Genomic DNA, 16,323 nt, shown 5'->3' with positions numbered 1-16,323 from the left:
CGTTCCAAGTATTTGGTATTTAAAGTATTCTCCGTATCTTTGCAGTCCCTAAAAAACTGGGGAATAATAAATTTTTTAACAAATTAAATAAAAGCAAGTGAATACGTTAAGTTACAAAACTGTCTCTGCGAATGCTAAAACCGTTAACAAACAATGGGTTGTAGTTGATGCTGAAGGAGAGATTTTGGGGCGCTTGTCTTCTAAAATCGCAATGATTATTAGAGGTAAAAACAAGCCGGAGTATACCCCACACGTAGACTGTGGTGATAACGTTATTGTTATCAATGCAGACAAAATTAAGTTGACAGGAAGCAAAATGGTTGATAAAACCTATGTACGTTACACTGGTTATCCAGGTGGTCAACGTTTCATTTCTCCAAAAGAGTTATTGGCTAAACACCCAGAGCGTGTTGTAGAGAAAGCGGTTCGTGGTATGTTACCTAAAACCAAGTTAGGCAAAAAATTATACACTAATTTATTTGTTTACGCTGGTTCTGAGCATCCTCATGCTGCGCAAGCGCCTAAAACCATTAAACTTTAATTAAAAGAGAAAAGAAATGTCAACAACAAATACTTCTGGTAGAAGAAAAACAGCAGTTGCTCGTATCTATTTGAAAGACGGCAACGGTGCTATTACCGTAAACGGTAAAGATTATAAAGTATATTTCCCAACCCTACCTTTACAATACATTGTTAACCAATCTTTCGAAGTTGCGGAAGTTGCTGGTAAATATGATGTACAAGTAAACGTAGCTGGTGGTGGTGTTAAAGGACAAGCTGAGGCTGTTCGTTTAGCAATTGCTAAAGCTATTGTTGAATTAGATGCTGAGAAAAAATCTGCGCTACGTGCTAAAGGTTTAATGACCCGTGACATGCGTATGGTTGAACGTAAGAAACCAGGACGTGCGAAAGCTCGTAAGAGATTCCAATTCAGTAAACGTTAATCTTAAGGAGACAATACAATGGCAAGAACAACATATCAAGACTTATTGGATGCAGGTGTACACTTTGGTCACCTTACCCGCAAATGGAATCCAAAAATGGCTCCTTACATTTTCATGGAGCGCAATGGTATCCACATTATAGATTTAAACAAAACTTTAGCTAAAACTGAAGAAGCTGCTGCAGCGATCAAACAAATCGTAAAATCTGGTCGTAAGATCTTATTTGTAGCTACTAAGAAACAAGCTAAAGAAATTGTTGCAGAACAAGCTAAGAAAGTAAACATGCCTTTCGTAACCGAGCGTTGGTTAGGTGGTATGTTAACCAACTTCGCTACCGTACGCAAGTCAATCAAAAAGATGGCTAACATCGACAAAATGACTAAAGACGGTACTTACGCTATCCTTTCTAAAAAAGAGCGTTTGATGATTCAACGTGAGCGTATCAAATTAGAAAACCTTTTAGGTGGTATTGCTGATTTGAACCGTTTACCTGCGGCTATCTTCTTAATCGACGTGAAGAAAGAGCACATCGCTGTTGCTGAGGCTTTGAAATTAAACATTCCTACTTTTGCAATGGTTGATACTAACTCTGACCCTTCAAACATCGATTTCCCTATTCCAGCTAACGATGATGCTACAAAATCAATCTCTTTGATTACTGATATCATGGTTAAAGCTATCGAAGAAGGTTTAGATGAGCGTAAACGTGAGAAAGACGAAGAAGCTGAGAAAGAAGCTGTAGCGGCTAAAGCTGCTGCTGATGCTCCTGAGGCTCCAGCTAAAAAAGCTAAAAAAGAAACTGCTGAAGCAGAAACTTCATCAGAAGATAACACAGAAGCATAATTGAAGTTGTAAGTTGTGGGTTGTAAGTTATAGGTTCAAAGACTTATAACCTATAACTTACAACTTATAACATTTTATAGAAATTCTAAATATTTAAAAAAATGTCTACAGTACAAATTACTGCCGCAGATGTAAACAAATTACGCCAACAAACCGGTGCCGGTATGATGGATTGCAAAAAAGCATTAGTAGAAGCCAATGGCGATTTCGAAGCTGCTGTTGATTTATTGCGTAAAAAAGGCCAAAAAGTATCGGCTGCTCGTTCTGGCAATGCTACTTCTGAAGGTCTAGTATTGATCAATGTTTCAGCAGATGGTACCAATGGTAAATTAGTTGCTTTAGCTTGCGAAACTGAGCCAGTTTCTAAAGTTGAAGATTTCCGTAATTTAGCTCAAGCTGTTTTAACTGCAGCAGTTGCTAACAATCCTGCTTCAGCTGAAGAATTATCAGCGATTACTTTGGAAGATGGACGCACAGTTGCTGAAACCATCACTGAACTAACTGGTAAAATCGGAGAGAAAATCGTTATTCAAGAGTACGCAAATATATCTGGCGAAAAAATCGTTTCTTATATCCACTCTAATGGTAAAATGGGCGTTTTAGTAGTATTTGAAGGTGCTAATGGCGTAGATATTACTGAAGCTGGTAAAGATGTTGCAATGCAAATTGCTGCAATGAATCCGGTTGCTGTTGATAAAGACGGTGTTGATCCTGCTACTGTTGAGCGTGAAATTGAGATTGCTAAAGACGTTATCCGTCAAGAAGGCAAACCAGAAGAAATGGTTGAGAAAATTGCTGCTGGTAAATTGAACAAATTCTACAAAGACAGTACTTTATTAAACCAAGAGTTTGTTAAAGACGGTTCTATCGATGTTCGTAAATTCTTAGACAATACGGCTAAAGGATTAACAGTTACTGCTTTCAAACGCGTACAATTAGGCGCTTAATTTTTAAGCAAAACAATATAGAAAAGGGCTTCCAAATGGAGGCCCTTTTTTATTTTAGTTAATTATTTCTTAGTGGAATAACTGCCTACTTCTGTTCCATCATCCTTGATCAGCGTTAAAGTTAGTTCATTCTGGGTAACCTTAACCTTTGTTAACGTTCTGGTACCTTCTTTAGGCCCACCGCCAATAACTAAAGGATATTGATTTGATCCTTCACCCGGCTGATGAATTTTATAACGATGGGTGTGTCCGCTGAGCACTAAATCCACCTTTCCCTTATTTAACAAAGGCTCAAAAACCTCGGTGCAATGTAGCGGACCATGAGCGTCGCCAGAAAATCGTGGCGGAATATGCATCATTACCACTCTAAATTTAGCCTTCCTAAAAGCCCTGCTTTCGATTTCCTTTTTTAATAGCTCTGCTTGTTCTTTACGATATTCATCAAAATCCACAATATTTGCATAAACAGGGTGAGTGTCCTCTTTATCTTCCCCAGTATCTAAAATCACAAATCTTACTGGACCAAGTGTAAATGCATCGTAACCCACACTTGCAAAATATTGCGGAAGTTCACGACAATATTTACCACGAGTTTCATGGTTGCCACGAACATAAACAAAAGGTATATTTTTTGCGAAAGCACTGGCGCAAGGCTGCAAAAAATGATCTATAATCTGCGGCTCATTGGTCTGATAATCGAATATATCTCCATTGAAAAAGACAAAATCATACTTGGCCTCCTTATCTAGATCTAACAACGCTGGAATAGATTTGGGCCGGTCATGAATATCGTTCAACATTACAAAATTAATTTCGGCCTTGTTGATGTCTGTATTTACAAAAGACTGAACATCTGAATTCAAAACAGCACCATAGGTAAGCTTGTAAGGTTGAAAGTCTTTTATTTCCTTGGATACCACACGATAGTAATAGCTAACACCTGGCTGTAGATTGCTTAACTGCACCACATTAATGGTACCAATTGGCTTTAACCCCCATTCTGACTTGCCGTAGGCTTTTTTATCTAAATGATCAGCAGACGAACCATACTCTACCCAACTTGCAGCATTTTTATTCGTTATCCACAACACAGAGATGGCATTGTTAAACGAGGTTTGCAGGCACGGCTCCGCAATAATTTTAAATTCGTCTTCAATTTCACTTGCTACGGCTACTGATGTTACGGGAGCAACCATACTTACAGCCCCAAAAGCCAGGCTAGATTTTAGGAAGGCCCGCCTACTGCGTTCTGTAGTTTGCTTTTTCATCTTTATGTTGTTTTAAGTTTAATAAACACAATAATACCCTTTCTAAATGCTACCTTTAAAATTAAAACACTAAGAATTTCCATGCAAACGTTTGATGATATCGATGTTTTTACAAATGGCCAGATTTATGAACACCAATCTGTTGAAATACAAAATGGTAAGATACAGCGTATTACTGATGCGATAAATAAAGATTCTAAGAAGGCATTGTTATTACCTGGTTTTATCGATTTACAGATTTACGGAGCTGCTGGCAGACTTTTTTCTGCTGAACCCAGTTTGGAGAGCATCCGAATTATAGAAGATCAACTTTTAAGAGAAGGTACTACTAGTTTTCTAATCTGCCTAGCGACAAACACGCCAGAAGTATTCAATCAATGTATTTCGGTGATTAAGGAATATCGAAAAGATGCTAGAAATTGCTTAGGCTTACATTTAGAGGGGCCTTTTATCAATCCAGAAAAAAGGGGTGCTCATGTAAAAGAATACATCCGTAAGGCTAGCTTGGACGAGATTAAACAGCTGTTAGATTTTGGAGAGGGCACCATTAAGATGATGACACTTGCGCCCGAGCTACAAGATGATGAGGTTATTCAATATCTACTTGACCATGATGTCATCATATCGTTGGGGCATAGCAATGCCAATTTTGAGCAAGCTACCCAAGCTTATAACCAAGGCATACAAACCACCACACACTTATTTAACGCCATGTCACCAATCCAGCATCGCGCACCGGGCATTCCGTCTGCTGCATTTAACCATCCTAAAGCTATGGCCAGTATGATTACAGATGGATTACATGTGGACTTCGAAGTGGTGAAAATCGCCGCGAAAGTGATGAAAGAACGGCTATTTATCATTACCGATGCGGTAACGGAATGCAATTCGGGGCCATACCAACATCATGCGGTAGATGGTAAGTTTGTAATGCCTGATGGCACCTTGTCCGGATCGGCCATGACCATGCTACAATCGATTAAAAATTGTGTAGAGCACTGCGACATTTCATTGCCCGAAGCCATTAATATGGCTACCCTTAATCCAGCAAAATTAATCAAAAAAGAAAACGAAATTGGGCAACTTAATGTTAATGCTCAGGCAAACATGGTAATGGTAAACGAAAAATTAGAATTGCAACAGGTATTTTTCAAAGGGGAGGAAATTAAACTGAATTAAGCACCAGCAAATTAAAAAAACTTGATAATTTTGCCTTTTATGAAATATAAACGGATTTTACTTAAACTGAGCGGCGAATCGCTAATGGGCGAAAAGCAATACGGCATTGATAACGAAAGAGTTAAACAATACGCTGAGGATATCAAAGCAGTACACGACGAAGGGCTAGAAATAGCAATTGTAATAGGCGGAGGTAATATTTTTAGAGGTTTAAGTGCTGAAAAATCTGGAATGGATAGAGCCCAAGCTGATTATATGGGCATGTTAGCCACGGTAATTAATAGCATGGCGCTACAAGATGCGTTAGAAAAAGTAGGCTTAAAAACTCGTTTGCTTTCGGCCATTAAAATGGAGCAAATCTGTGAGCCTTTTGTAAGAAGAAGAGCCGTTAGGCATTTGGAAAAAGGCCGTATCGTAATTTTCGGTGCTGGTACCGGAAATCCATACTTTACCACTGATTCTGCAGCAGCACTAAGAGCTATTGAGATCAATGCAGACGTAGTACTTAAGGGTACACGTGTGGACGGTATTTACACCGCCGACCCTGAAAAAGATCCAACAGCAACCAAATATCAAACATTATCTTTCAAAGAAGTTTATGATAAAGAGCTTAATGTAATGGACATGACGGCCTTCACTTTATGTGAGGAAAACAATCTTCCAATCATTGTTTTCGATATGAACAAGGCCGGAAACTTCATGAAAATTGCAAAAGGCGAAGAAATTGGCACTTTGGTAAAAGGTTAATTTTTGACCTTTATTTTATATTTTTGCATATAAATCACTCAGAACAATGAATGACCTCATAAAGAAACAGATTACCGATGCGCAAGCTAATATGGAAAAGGCTATTGCACACTGCGAATCTGAACTGACGAAAATTAGAGCAGGAAAAGCTTCTGCTGGTATGTTAGATGGCATTATGGTAGATTATTATGGCAGTCCAACACCTTTAGCCCAGGTGGGCGCAATTAATACTCCAGATGCTCGTACTTTGATTATCCAACCTTGGGAAAAAAATATGCTCATTCCTATTGAAAGAGCAATTATGGAAGCGAACATTGGAATCAACCCTCAAAATGACGGAACCATTATCCGTTTGGTAGTTCCTCCTCTAACCGAAGAACGCAGAAAAGATTTGGTTAAAAAAGTAAAGGAAGAAGCTGAAAAGGGGAAAATCGCCATCCGTAATATTCGTAAAGATGCTAATGAGAAAATCAAGAAATTGAAGGCAGAAAGTGTATCTGATGACGAAATCAAAACTGGAGAGGCAGAAGTACAAAAGGTTACCGATAGCTATATTGTAAAGGTAGATAAACATGCCGAAGTGAAAGAAAAAGACATCATGACGGTTTAACAATATCGTTAAATTGTAATATAAAAGGGAATGTAACTCAGCTACATTCCCTTTTTTTATTTTTGCATCCAATCACAAAAAACAAAAATGAACTTATTACTCGAGTACCTCAAAGCACATAAGTGGGTGGTAGTACTTGCACTATTTTTAGCTGCAGTAAATATCGGTTTCTCTCTTATGGACCCATATTTTACAGGTCAAATTGTAGACCGATTCATTGAAAGGAAAGATAATCTCGAACGTTCGGAATACATCTGGGGCGTACTGGGCTTAGTTGGCTTGGCCATTGGTGCTGCCATGGTTTCCAGAATTGCCAAGAACTTTCAAGATTATTTCACCAACATTATCGTTCAAAAAGTTGGCGCCAAAATGTATGCTGATGGTTTAAAGCACTCCTTGGAACTACCCTATCAGGTTTTTGAAGATCAACGTAGTGGTGAAACGCTAGGTGTTTTACAAAAAGTGAGAATAGATTGCGAAAAATTCATTACCTCTTTCATTAGCATTCTTTTTGTTAGCTTAATTGGAATGGTTTTCGTTATTGTTTATTCCCTATCAGTGAGCTACAAAGTGACGCTAATTTATACCGCCTCTATTCCAGTTATTGCTTTTATTAGCTGGTTCTTAAGCAGAAAAATCAAAACTATACAACGCTCTATTGTGGCAGAAACAACGGCATTAGCAGGTTCCACCACCGAGTCACTTAGAAATATTGAGTTGGTAAAAAGTCTGGGACTGGCCAATCAGGAAATTGAAAGATTAAATAAAACTACCTACAAGATTTTGGGCTTAGAGCTTAAAAAAGTAAAATTTGTAAGGAGCATGAGCTTTGTACAGGGCACTACTGTGAATTTAGTGCGCAGTATCATGATTGTGGTGCTATTGATCTTAATTTTTGACAATACCATTTCTCCTGGACAATATTTCTCCTTCTTATTTTACTCGTTCTTCCTGTTTGGACCGCTTCAGGAGCTCGGCAATGTAATTTTAGCATGGAGAGAAGCCGAAGTGTCATTAGGCAGATTTAAAGCAATTCTGAGCACTCCTATTGACAAAAAACCAGACAATCCAAAACCGCTTCATAAAATTGAGCAGCTTACCTTTAACGATATTAGCTTTAAGCACCTTACAGGAAAGAACAATGCCTTAAATCATATCAACTTTAGCGTAAACAAAGGAGAAACCATCGCTTTTGTTGGGCCATCTGGTTCTGGTAAAACAACCTTGGTAAAATTATTGGTTGGTCTTTATCAACCAGTTGAAGGAAATGTATTTTACAATAGTATTTCTGGTAAGGAAATCAACCTTGACCAACTGAGAGAGAAAATTGGCTTTGTTACTCAAGACACACAACTGTTTTCTGGAACGATAAGGGAAAACTTACAGTTTGTAAAGCCTAATGCGAGCGATGAGGAGTGCTTAAAGGTCCTTAGACAAGCAGCTTGCCATACCTTATTAGCCAGAGCCGATAAAGGCTTAGACAGTGTGATTGGTGAAGGTGGCGTAAAGGTTTCCGGTGGTGAAAAGCAGCGACTGTCCATTGCTAGGGCTTTATTACGTAATCCAGATATTTTGGTGTTTGATGAAGCAACTTCTTCGCTAGACTCTATCACCGAAGAAGAAATTACGGCAACCATTAAAGACGTATCCAAACTTAGCGAGCAGATTACCATTTTAATTGCTCATCGTTTGTCTACCATCCGTCATGCAGATCGCATTTATGTTTTAGAGAAAGGGCAGATTACAGAGCAGGGCAAGCATGAAGATTTGCTAGAAGAAAAAGGGTTGTACTATGCCATGTGGAGACAGCAGGTTGGAGAGAGATAAACTACTGTCATTCAGAACGCAGCGAAGAATCTTCTTCTAGCCTATTAAAATTAGATTCTTCGCTACGCTCTGAATGACAAATAACAATTTTACTTTACAATTTTCAAGAGATACTCGCCGTAACCACTTTTCACTAAAGGTTTGGCTATTTCTCTTAATTGGTCTGCAGTGATATACCCCATTCGATAGGCGATTTCTTCAATACATCCAATTTTCAATCCTTGTCTTTCTTCTATAATTTGGACAAATTGACCAGCTTGCATTAACGAAGCAAAGGTCCCGGTATCTAGCCAAGCCGTACCACGACTTAAAACACCTACTTTTAATTTTCCTTTTTCTAGATAAACCTTGTTAACGTCCGTAATTTCATACTCTCCACGGGGAGAAGGTTTGATATTTTTGGCTATCTCCACCACGTCATTATCATAAAAGTATAAACCTGGCACTGCATAATCTGATTTTGGTTGAGCAGGTTTCTCTTCAATAGAAATCACTTTGTTGTTTTCATCAAATTCTACCACACCATATCGTTCTGGGTCCGACACCTGATACGCAAAGACAACACCGCCATCTGGGTCGGCGCTACCTTGTAACAGTTTAGCCATTCCATCACCATAAAAGATATTATCACCTAGCACTAAGGCTACTTTATCTTTACCAATAAACTCTTCTCCTATGACAAAAGCTTGAGCTAATCCATTAGGCTCAGGCTGTACCGCATAGCTAAATTTACAACCTAAAGAAGTGCCATCGCCAAGCAATTTCTGAAAGTTTGGTAAATCATGGGGTGTAGAAATGATTAGAATTTCATGAATACCAGCCAACATCAAAGTTGATAATGGATAGTAAATCATTGGTTTATCATAAACCGGCATCATTTGCTTGCTACAAGCCAAGGTCAATGGATGCAATCTGGTGCCGCTTCCTCCAGCTAATATTATGCCTTTCATATTGTCAGTTTTTTGGGGTTAATGATTAGATTTAAGCGCTTCAATGCAAACCTTTAGACTATCTAGCCAATAAGGCACTTGAACATCGTAGTCCGCTTTAATTTTAGTCTTATCCATTACGGAAAAATGAGGTCTTTTTGCCTTAGTTGGATATGCACTTGTTGGAATTGGATTTACTTTTACTTTTGTTCCGCTCAAATCAAATATAGCCTTTGCAAAATCGTACCACGAAGTTACGCCTTCGTTACTAAAGTGATAAGTACCATATTTTTTTTCAGGATGCTGAATGATATCAAATATCGCATTAGCCAAATCAATCGCGTAAGTAGGCGTACCTACTTGGTCGGCAATGATATTCAATTCGTCACGGTCAGCACCTAGCTTTAACATTGTTTTCACAAAATTATTGGCAAACTCTGAGTATAACCAACTGGTGCGGATAATGACGTATTGATCTAACTCATCGATGATTGCCAGCTCTCCATCCAATTTTGTAGCACCATAAACACTAATTGGATCTACCTCGTCGTCCTCTTTCAATAGCTTAACCTCTGCGCCTTCGAACACAAAGTCTGTAGAAATATGGAGGAGCATAGCTTGATGCTTCTTACAAAGTTGGGCTAAATTTCTAGCGCCTGTTTCATTTACGGCTTTGGCAATATCTGCTTCATCTTCTGCTTTGTCAACCGCGGTATATGCTGCGCAGTTGATTACATAAGTAGGTTTTGTTTGTTCAAACAGACGTTCTAAAGCAGGGACATCTAAAATATTGGCCATATTCTCCTCAGGAAACACTACATTTTCTATAGTTCTTAAATCAACTATTTTTTTGATGCATTGGCCTAATTGACCACCTGCTCCTATTACAACAATATTACCCATTATCTGTTCTTATACTGTTTTTCGTAATAAGATTGATAGTTACCAGACGTTACATTACTTAACCATTCGTCATTAGCTAAATACCAGTCTACCGTTTTCTCCAGTCCTTCTTCAAATTGTAGGCTTGGTACCCAATCGAGTTCCTTCTGCAACTTGGTCGAATCAATAGCGTAACGCAGGTCGTGACCCGCCCTATCAGTAACAAATGTGATCAGCTGAGCTGATTTCCCTTCTTTACGCTCAAGCTTTTTATCCATGATTTTACAGAGCAAATGAATAAGGTCAATATTTTTCCATTCGTTATGCCCGCCAATGTTATAGGTTTCGCCTGTTTTTGCTTGATGGAAAATCACATCAATTGCCCTGGCATGGTCTTCAACCCAAAGCCAATCTCTAACATTCTCGCCTTTACCATAAACAGGTACCGGTTTGTTGTTTTTGATATTATTAATAGCCAAAGGAATTAGCTTCTCCGGGAAATGGTGCGAGCCATAGTTATTTGAGCAGTTAGAAATTACACAATCCATTCCATAAGTATCGTGATATGCTCTTACAAAATGATCTGAGCTTGCTTTTGAAGCTGAATAAGGGCTATGAGGATCATAAGCAGTTGTTTCTGTGAACATGCCTATTTCTCCCAAAGCACCATATACTTCATCGGTGCTTACATGATAGAAACGTTTTTGCCCATAATCACCTTTCCAATACTCTCTAGCAGCGTTTAAAAGATTTACTGTACCAATAACATTGGTCATTACAAAAGCTGTGGGATCAACAATAGAGCGGTCTACATGGCTCTCAGCTGCCAAATGGATTACCGCATCAAAGTTCTCTTCAGCAAACAATTCATTAATGGCCTGCGCATCTACAATATCTATTTTCACAAACCGATAATTAGGCTTGTCTTCAACATCCTTAAGGTTTGCCAAATTACCGGCATAGGTTAATTTATCCAGATTTACAATTTGATAGTTTGGATAGGTATTTACAAACCTACGTACTACGTGGGAGCCAATAAAACCGGCACCACCTGTGATTAATATTTTTTTCAAAGCAATAATGTATGTTGTTCTTACAAAAATATAAGAATGTCTCTATTTATCTAAAATTAAAACAATTAGAGGAGTTAGCTATTATCTGCTAAAGTTTCTTCTAATTCAGTGTACCAATCCTCACCATATTTTCTGATTAAAGGGTCTTTAAGGAACTTATAAACTGGTACTTTCAATTCTCTTCCAAAAGTACAGGCATCTTTGCATATATGCCATCTGTCGTAGTTCAGCACATCAAATTCTGGGTATTGAGTAATTCTAATTGGATATAGGTGGCAAGAGATTGGCTTTTTCCAATCTACCAGACCTTGTTCATAAGCTTTCTCGATAGCACATTTAGTGATACCATTCTCAAAGGTCACATAGGCACATTCTTTATGTCCATCTACACAGGGCGTGGTTAAATCCCCATCTAGGTCCAATACCGAAGTTCCGTATTTTTCAATGGCTTCAATACCTTTTGGAGCTAACAAATGCTTTATTTTCGGATATATTTCTTCCAATATTTCCTTTTCTGCTTGTTCAAGTGGAGCACCTGCATCCCCTTCTACGCAACAAATTCCTTTACACTTGCTTAAATTACACACAAAATCTTCTTTGATAAGGTCTTCGTGTAATAAGGTACTTTGAACTTCAATCATTGTTATGGTTAACTGTTTAATTGTATAAATTGGTTAATCGTTTGTCCTGTACAGTTAAACAGTTCTAATAGTTAACCGTTATTATTTTCCTATCGGATATTTTAAGCCTTCGGCCGATTTAATTTCGAGTGTTACCGAACCTACCAATATCTCTACCTGCGCCTTTACAGGAACACGGTTCCCATCATCGGTAATCCAAAGGTACAACTTACTATCCTTTCTAAAAATACGCCCGGGCTTAATAGACGGACTAAATTTAAGACAGCTAATGTTTCCCAACTTAGATTTAATGGTTTCCTTACCAACGTACTGTATTTCAAGGGAAGAAATTTCATCGCCCAAAAAATAGTTGAGCTTAAAGGTATCGTTAATTTTGAGCTTAGAAATATCTAGGCTACGGGCAAAATAGTAGGCAGAAACCAAATCAAAAGTTTGTGTAGTAGGTGTATTAAAGGTTCCCCTATTAGCTACCACTTTTTTGGTATCCTGATAGAACCGAGCTTTATCTTGCCTGCGATAATTTGCCTCTCTAATATTCTCTTGATAGAAATATGGCGTTAATTCTGTTTTATCGATATACGAATCGTAGTGGTCTCTGATTTTATAAAAGATATCAAAAGTTCCTGACGTACGTGCATCAACCACCAGCTTATAGGTTGGTTTTCCATCAAACTTCATATCAGAGTCCTCCACTTTAATAGTGGCCTCGGCAGCTGTAATAAAACCGTACTTCAATTTATAGGTAAGCACTTCCCCCTCTTTAAAGGCAGCTTCTTTTTTGATGGGCAGCTCTTGGGCAAGGGCAAACTTTCCGCAAGCAACTATCGCTAATATTAACGCTAATCTTCTCATGCCCTAGTTAAAACAAAAAGTAATCCAATTTTCAAAATCTATAATAGAACAGATGTTAACATTTGTTAAAATGCAGGCAAATATACTTTTTAGTGGAAATTAAATCGCTAATCTTTCCTTTTGTAAAGAGGGACCGTAGAGCATGGCTCGCCATACATCAGGCTTTTTACTACTGGGGTTAATAAAGCCGTAATTTCTACGTACGCAGAAATTGGTATTTGCGGATTGGCGCAACCTTTAACCACCACTCTTTGGTTTGCATATTCTTCAAGATTAACTTTCGCCAGGGCCTTTGAAAACAATTGGGTTTCCAAAGTATCCAAATCACCAAAGATTACTTCATTTGCAAAAGGCTTCATTTTATTTGCCAGTAACATATAAGCCCAAGTAGGCACAATAGCATCTGCAGTACAGGTAATAGCGATATTCTTATCTTGATATTGTTGCCAGTCATGCTCTTTTACAAACTCACGAAAATCTTTTTCTCTCAACATTAATCCATGAAAAAGGTTGTCTTTGATATCGTAGAGCACACGTTCACCCTTCTCTAGGTAGTCTTCTAAATTAAAGGTGATCAATCCACTTGCTGCAACTTTATTAACGATGTTCTCTTGAATGTCCATAATTATCTTTAGTTAAAAGTCATGTAGAGGATACGAGACCTTTTTAGAGATTCTTCGCTATGCTCAAATGACAACTGCTCCCTTGGCAAAATCCTATTAAACAAAAACCGCCCAAGTTGGAAACTTGGACGGTTACAAAATTAAGTAAATAAGATTAATAGAATTTCACCCTATTGTCTTTTATATCTGCTTTTTCTTGCAATGCTTGGAATGCACCACCTAACGCACGTTGGCTGATGTTCATCAACATTCCTTCTTTTTGCTTGAATGTATTCGCTAAAGGAGCCGGATTAGTGAATCCTTCTACCACAAAAACGTACACGCCTCTATCACCAGTAACAGCCTTAGAAAGCTTACCTACTTGAGAGCCGAACACTGTTCCTATCACTTTATTCTCTTGTGACAAGCCCGGAATAATAGGGTTAGCAAACACCATGTTCTGAACTGGAGCAGCTGTTTTACCAACTTTTTGTGCCACCGCATCAATGTTAGAAGATCCCGCCAATGCTTTATCGAATTTCTCTGTTAGCATTTTCGCTTTTTTAGCATTTAACACTTGAGGTTCAATTTGTTTCTTTACATCCTCTAAAGATAATTGACCTTTTGGTTTAATACCTGTTAACTGGGCTACTACATAAGCATTGTCCATGGTATAAACCTGAGGCAATACATCACCTTTATCTGCTTCGTAACCTTCTCTGATCAATTGACGAGGATTGTCCAAACCTGGAGCATATCCTTGAGTAGCAGTGATTCCGTCAGCTACACCAACGGTATAACCTTGTTTTTGTGCTAAAGCGCTGAAGTTATCCGCTTTTACTTCGTTTAAGAAAGCAGTAGCTTTTTTGTAAGCTGCATCTCTTGTTTTTTGGCTAGGTGCCAAGTTTTTCTCGATGTAAGCTAGTTTCACCACTTTAGAAGAGCCTACTTGTTTTTCGATTTTGATAACATGAACACCAAATTGAGATTTTACCACCTTGATGTCACCAGCTTTACCATTGAAAGCGGCATTTTCAAACTCTGGTACCATTGCGCCACGAGCGAAAGTACCTAAATCGCCACCTTGGTCTTTTGAACCATCAACACTGTATTTTTTTGCTAATTCAGCAAAGTTGCTTCCACCTTGCGCTAATGATTTTAAAGAGTCCGCTAATTTCAAAGCTTTGTCTTCACCACCAGCTTGTGCAGGATTAATCAAAATATGAGCAGCTTTTACTGAATCTGGAGAGAAACGACTATCTACCACTTTAACCAACTTATAAGAATTTCCAGAGAATTTTGGTCCGTAGAAACTTCCCACTGGATAGTTGAAGATTACCGAATCAACTGCAGGATCTAATTTACCTTTTGAAAGATAAGTATAAGGAACTTTAACGTCCGAATTGTTAGCCGAGAACAATGAGTCATTAGGAGTTGTTTTGAAATCAGCCGCCAGTTTCTCGATTTGAGTTTTTACGATAGCGCTATCTGCAGCAGTAGGCAAAATACTGAAAGAAACATATTTGAAATCTCTTCTTTCTTGCGGATTGTCGAAACGTTTTTTGTTCTCGTCATAGTACTCTTTGTAATCTGCATCGGTCAATTTAACATTTGCATCTAAAATAGAGCTATAATCAAGGTTTACATATTTAAAGTTTACCAATTTGTTGCGATTGGTATACTCATCATTTGCTTCCAGGTTAGTTACGTAAACAGAATTACTTACCAACTTGTTGTATTTTGTTTGAAGTGCTTGTTTTTCAATTTCGTTCTCCAAAACCAACCATTGCTGAGCTAACTGCGGATTTTTCTCTCTACTTTTCAAAGAAGTCATTACCGCAGTCCTATCGAATTCGCCCGTTTGTGGGTTACCAAAATATTGTGTAATCAGCGGGCTTGGGCTTTTACCTTGAACCAAATCAAAAAGCTCGTCCGAAGAAACGGTCAAACCAACACGGTCAAACTCCTTGCCTAACACAACATTCGCAATTTCCGACTGCCAAGCTTGGTCTACTGCCATTGATTGCATTTGGGCATTCATAATGCCACCGTACTGTTGTTTAAATTGAGCAGAAGTTTGCTCTACTTTTGCATTGAACGCATCGTATTTTACGTCCTCGCCATCAATGCTCCCTACAACTGTTCTTGATGCCGCACCAAATATTGCTGTACCTTGTTGCAATAATGGTTCTAAAACAAATAACGCAAGCACCACTGCAATACCACCTACTAAAAAGTAGCCCATTTTGGTACGCATGAAAGTCATTAAACCCATATTATTCTTTATAAATCTTTATTTTGTTAGTAAATTTTAAGAGGGCGCAAGATACAAATTTGCGACAAATTAGAAAATATTAAATTTCAATTGTTTTTCGACTTGAAAACTAGACAGATATCCATCAAATTTTTGTGGTTTTATGGCAGTTTTCCGTTCTCGATATAGGCATCTGCAGAAGGCAGGGTAATGCTATAAGTACTAAAATCCTGAGGAGCCGAAAAACTGGTTCCTCTTAACACATTTCCATCTTTGGTGGTCACTGTTCCCGCTGGCGAATTGTACATTTTTGTATTTTCATTCCAAATAAGTTCTTCAGTGGTGAAGGTCATATTATCTGTTACCACTACTACATTTTTTCTGAAAATAGTAATCCGTTCGGTTTCCTTGTTAATGGCGTAACCCGATGTAATGCTGCCCTTACTTTTCATAAATTCGTCGTAAAAATCGATTTTTACGCCTTTGGGCATTTCACTGTAATTTGCTCCGGCAGATGGCGTTACCTTATCTAAAATAGGCGCGTATCCTTTGGCTTTTACCCTAGCCGAATCACTGTATATAATTTCCACTCCATAGGTCCGCTCTCTGCTCAGTGTAATTTTATTGGCCGCAATGGCAGAAACTTTTTTAAGGTCATCGCCTTCGCAAGCAGAAAGCAACAAGCAAATTGCACAAAGCGAAAGACGAAAAAAATTGCTCATGAC

Annotated in this window: 17 protein-coding genes; 8 read left to right on the top strand and 9 right to left on the bottom strand. The window is 38.3% G+C overall.

Annotation, left to right across the window (positions count from 1 at the left end):
- The first annotated feature begins 97 nt into the window (after positions 1-97).
- From rplM to tsf, 4 genes are all read left to right on the top strand, one after another.
- A complete protein-coding gene (gene rplM / locus ABDV71_RS03800; protein ID WP_343531093.1) occupies positions 98-541 on the top strand; it encodes a 50S ribosomal protein L13 in 444 nt (147 codons plus the stop codon).
- Between the two features lie 16 nt (positions 542-557).
- Positions 558-944, top strand: coding sequence for a 30S ribosomal protein S9 (gene rpsI / locus ABDV71_RS03795; protein WP_113663541.1), 387 nt, complete (start codon positions 558-560; stop codon positions 942-944).
- A gap of 18 nt (positions 945-962) precedes the next feature.
- The gene (gene rpsB / locus ABDV71_RS03790; protein WP_343531092.1) at positions 963-1,787 is read left to right on the top strand and encodes a 30S ribosomal protein S2; all 825 of its coding nucleotides are present in this window, start codon (positions 963-965) and stop codon (positions 1,785-1,787) included.
- 101 nt (positions 1,788-1,888) lie between these two features.
- Positions 1,889-2,734 carry a translation elongation factor Ts gene (gene tsf, locus ABDV71_RS03785; protein ID WP_343531091.1) on the top strand — a complete coding sequence of 282 codons (846 nt, stop codon included), beginning with the start codon at positions 1,889-1,891 and terminating at the stop codon, positions 2,732-2,734.
- A gap of 62 nt (positions 2,735-2,796) precedes the next feature.
- Here the strand turns inward: tsf and ABDV71_RS03780 are convergent, their stop codons facing one another.
- Positions 2,797-4,002 carry an FN3 domain-containing metallophosphoesterase family protein gene (locus ABDV71_RS03780; protein ID WP_343531090.1) on the bottom strand — a complete coding sequence of 402 codons (1,206 nt, stop codon included), beginning with the start codon at positions 4,000-4,002 and terminating at the stop codon, positions 2,797-2,799.
- 81 nt (positions 4,003-4,083) lie between these two features.
- Here ABDV71_RS03780 and nagA point away from each other — a divergent pair, with 81 nt between their 5' ends.
- The 4 genes from nagA (at position 4,084) to ABDV71_RS03760 (ending at position 8,365) form a co-directional block, all read left to right on the top strand.
- Positions 4,084-5,181, top strand: coding sequence for an N-acetylglucosamine-6-phosphate deacetylase (nagA, locus tag ABDV71_RS03775; RefSeq protein WP_343531089.1), 1,098 nt, complete (start codon positions 4,084-4,086; stop codon positions 5,179-5,181).
- A gap of 39 nt (positions 5,182-5,220) precedes the next feature.
- Positions 5,221-5,928: a UMP kinase gene (pyrH, locus tag ABDV71_RS03770; RefSeq protein ID WP_343531088.1), complete on the top strand. Its 708-nt coding sequence runs from the start codon at positions 5,221-5,223 to the stop codon at positions 5,926-5,928.
- 46 nt (positions 5,929-5,974) lie between these two features.
- Positions 5,975-6,538: a ribosome recycling factor gene (frr, locus tag ABDV71_RS03765; RefSeq protein ID WP_343531087.1), complete on the top strand. Its 564-nt coding sequence runs from the start codon at positions 5,975-5,977 to the stop codon at positions 6,536-6,538.
- Between the two features lie 87 nt (positions 6,539-6,625).
- Entirely contained in the window at positions 6,626-8,365 is a 1,740-nt protein-coding gene (locus tag ABDV71_RS03760; protein WP_343531086.1) for an ABC transporter ATP-binding protein, read from the top strand.
- Between the two features lie 89 nt (positions 8,366-8,454).
- On the opposite strand, the gene rfbA is transcribed toward ABDV71_RS03760, so the two are convergent.
- From rfbA to ABDV71_RS03720, 8 genes are all read right to left on the bottom strand, one after another.
- Positions 8,455-9,315, bottom strand: coding sequence for a glucose-1-phosphate thymidylyltransferase RfbA (rfbA, locus tag ABDV71_RS03755; RefSeq protein ID WP_343531085.1), 861 nt, complete (start codon positions 9,313-9,315; stop codon positions 8,455-8,457).
- Positions 9,316-9,333: 18 nt separating this feature from the next.
- On the bottom strand, positions 9,334-10,197 hold the full coding sequence (rfbD, locus tag ABDV71_RS03750) for a dTDP-4-dehydrorhamnose reductase (protein WP_343531084.1): 864 nt from the start codon (positions 10,195-10,197) through the stop codon (positions 9,334-9,336).
- On the bottom strand, positions 10,197-11,249 hold the full coding sequence (gene rfbB / locus ABDV71_RS03745) for a dTDP-glucose 4,6-dehydratase (RefSeq protein ID WP_343531083.1): 1,053 nt from the start codon (positions 11,247-11,249) through the stop codon (positions 10,197-10,199). Before rfbB ends, rfbD begins: the two co-directional genes overlap by 1 nt.
- 74 nt (positions 11,250-11,323) lie before the next feature.
- Positions 11,324-11,890: a DUF3109 family protein gene (locus tag ABDV71_RS03740; RefSeq protein WP_343531082.1), complete on the bottom strand. Its 567-nt coding sequence runs from the start codon at positions 11,888-11,890 to the stop codon at positions 11,324-11,326.
- 81 nt (positions 11,891-11,971) lie between these two features.
- On the bottom strand, positions 11,972-12,742 hold the full coding sequence (locus ABDV71_RS03735) for a DUF3108 domain-containing protein (protein ID WP_343531081.1): 771 nt from the start codon (positions 12,740-12,742) through the stop codon (positions 11,972-11,974).
- Positions 12,743-12,849: 107 nt separating this feature from the next.
- Positions 12,850-13,365: a DUF2480 family protein gene (locus tag ABDV71_RS03730; protein WP_343531080.1), complete on the bottom strand. Its 516-nt coding sequence runs from the start codon at positions 13,363-13,365 to the stop codon at positions 12,850-12,852.
- Between the two features lie 154 nt (positions 13,366-13,519).
- The gene (locus ABDV71_RS03725) at positions 13,520-15,601 is read right to left on the bottom strand and encodes a SurA N-terminal domain-containing protein (protein WP_343531079.1); all 2,082 of its coding nucleotides are present in this window, start codon (positions 15,599-15,601) and stop codon (positions 13,520-13,522) included.
- Between the two features lie 158 nt (positions 15,602-15,759).
- The gene (locus ABDV71_RS03720) at positions 15,760-16,320 is read right to left on the bottom strand and encodes a hypothetical protein (protein WP_343531078.1); all 561 of its coding nucleotides are present in this window, start codon (positions 16,318-16,320) and stop codon (positions 15,760-15,762) included.
- Positions 16,321-16,323 lie beyond the last annotated feature (3 nt).

Source organism: Pedobacter sp. (assembly GCF_039594775.1).
Taxonomy (GTDB): Bacteria; Bacteroidota; Bacteroidia; order Sphingobacteriales; family Sphingobacteriaceae; genus Pedobacter.
The sequence above is the reverse complement of the archived record's forward strand: the minus strand, read 5'-3'. Positions and strand labels throughout refer to the sequence as shown.

Excerpts from the sequence above, each read along its gene's own strand:
- rfbA (WP_343531085.1), bottom strand. The coding sequence starts at position 9,315 with ATGAAAGGCATAATATTAGCTGGAGGAAGCGGCACCAGATTGCATCCA.
- ABDV71_RS03720 (WP_343531078.1), bottom strand. The coding sequence starts at position 16,320 with ATGAGCAATTTTTTTCGTCTTTCGCTTTGTGCAATTTGCTTGTTGCTT.
- ABDV71_RS03725 (WP_343531079.1), bottom strand. The coding sequence starts at position 15,601 with ATGCGTACCAAAATGGGCTACTTTTTAGTAGGTGGTATTGCAGTGGTG.
- pyrH (WP_343531088.1), top strand. The coding sequence starts at position 5,221 with ATGAAATATAAACGGATTTTACTTAAACTGAGCGGCGAATCGCTAATG.
- tsf (WP_343531091.1), top strand. The coding sequence starts at position 1,889 with ATGTCTACAGTACAAATTACTGCCGCAGATGTAAACAAATTACGCCAA.
- rpsI (WP_113663541.1), top strand. The coding sequence starts at position 558 with ATGTCAACAACAAATACTTCTGGTAGAAGAAAAACAGCAGTTGCTCGT.
- ABDV71_RS03735 (WP_343531081.1), bottom strand. The coding sequence starts at position 12,742 with ATGAGAAGATTAGCGTTAATATTAGCGATAGTTGCTTGCGGAAAGTTT.
- rpsB (WP_343531092.1), top strand. The coding sequence starts at position 963 with ATGGCAAGAACAACATATCAAGACTTATTGGATGCAGGTGTACACTTT.
- ABDV71_RS03730 (WP_343531080.1), bottom strand. The coding sequence starts at position 13,365 with ATGGACATTCAAGAGAACATCGTTAATAAAGTTGCAGCAAGTGGATTG.
- ABDV71_RS03780 (WP_343531090.1), bottom strand. The coding sequence starts at position 4,002 with ATGAAAAAGCAAACTACAGAACGCAGTAGGCGGGCCTTCCTAAAATCT.
- ABDV71_RS03760 (WP_343531086.1), top strand. The coding sequence starts at position 6,626 with ATGAACTTATTACTCGAGTACCTCAAAGCACATAAGTGGGTGGTAGTA.
- nagA (WP_343531089.1), top strand. The coding sequence starts at position 4,084 with ATGCAAACGTTTGATGATATCGATGTTTTTACAAATGGCCAGATTTAT.
- ABDV71_RS03740 (WP_343531082.1), bottom strand. The coding sequence starts at position 11,890 with ATGATTGAAGTTCAAAGTACCTTATTACACGAAGACCTTATCAAAGAA.
- rfbD (WP_343531084.1), bottom strand. The coding sequence starts at position 10,197 with ATGGGTAATATTGTTGTAATAGGAGCAGGTGGTCAATTAGGCCAATGC.
- frr (WP_343531087.1), top strand. The coding sequence starts at position 5,975 with ATGAATGACCTCATAAAGAAACAGATTACCGATGCGCAAGCTAATATG.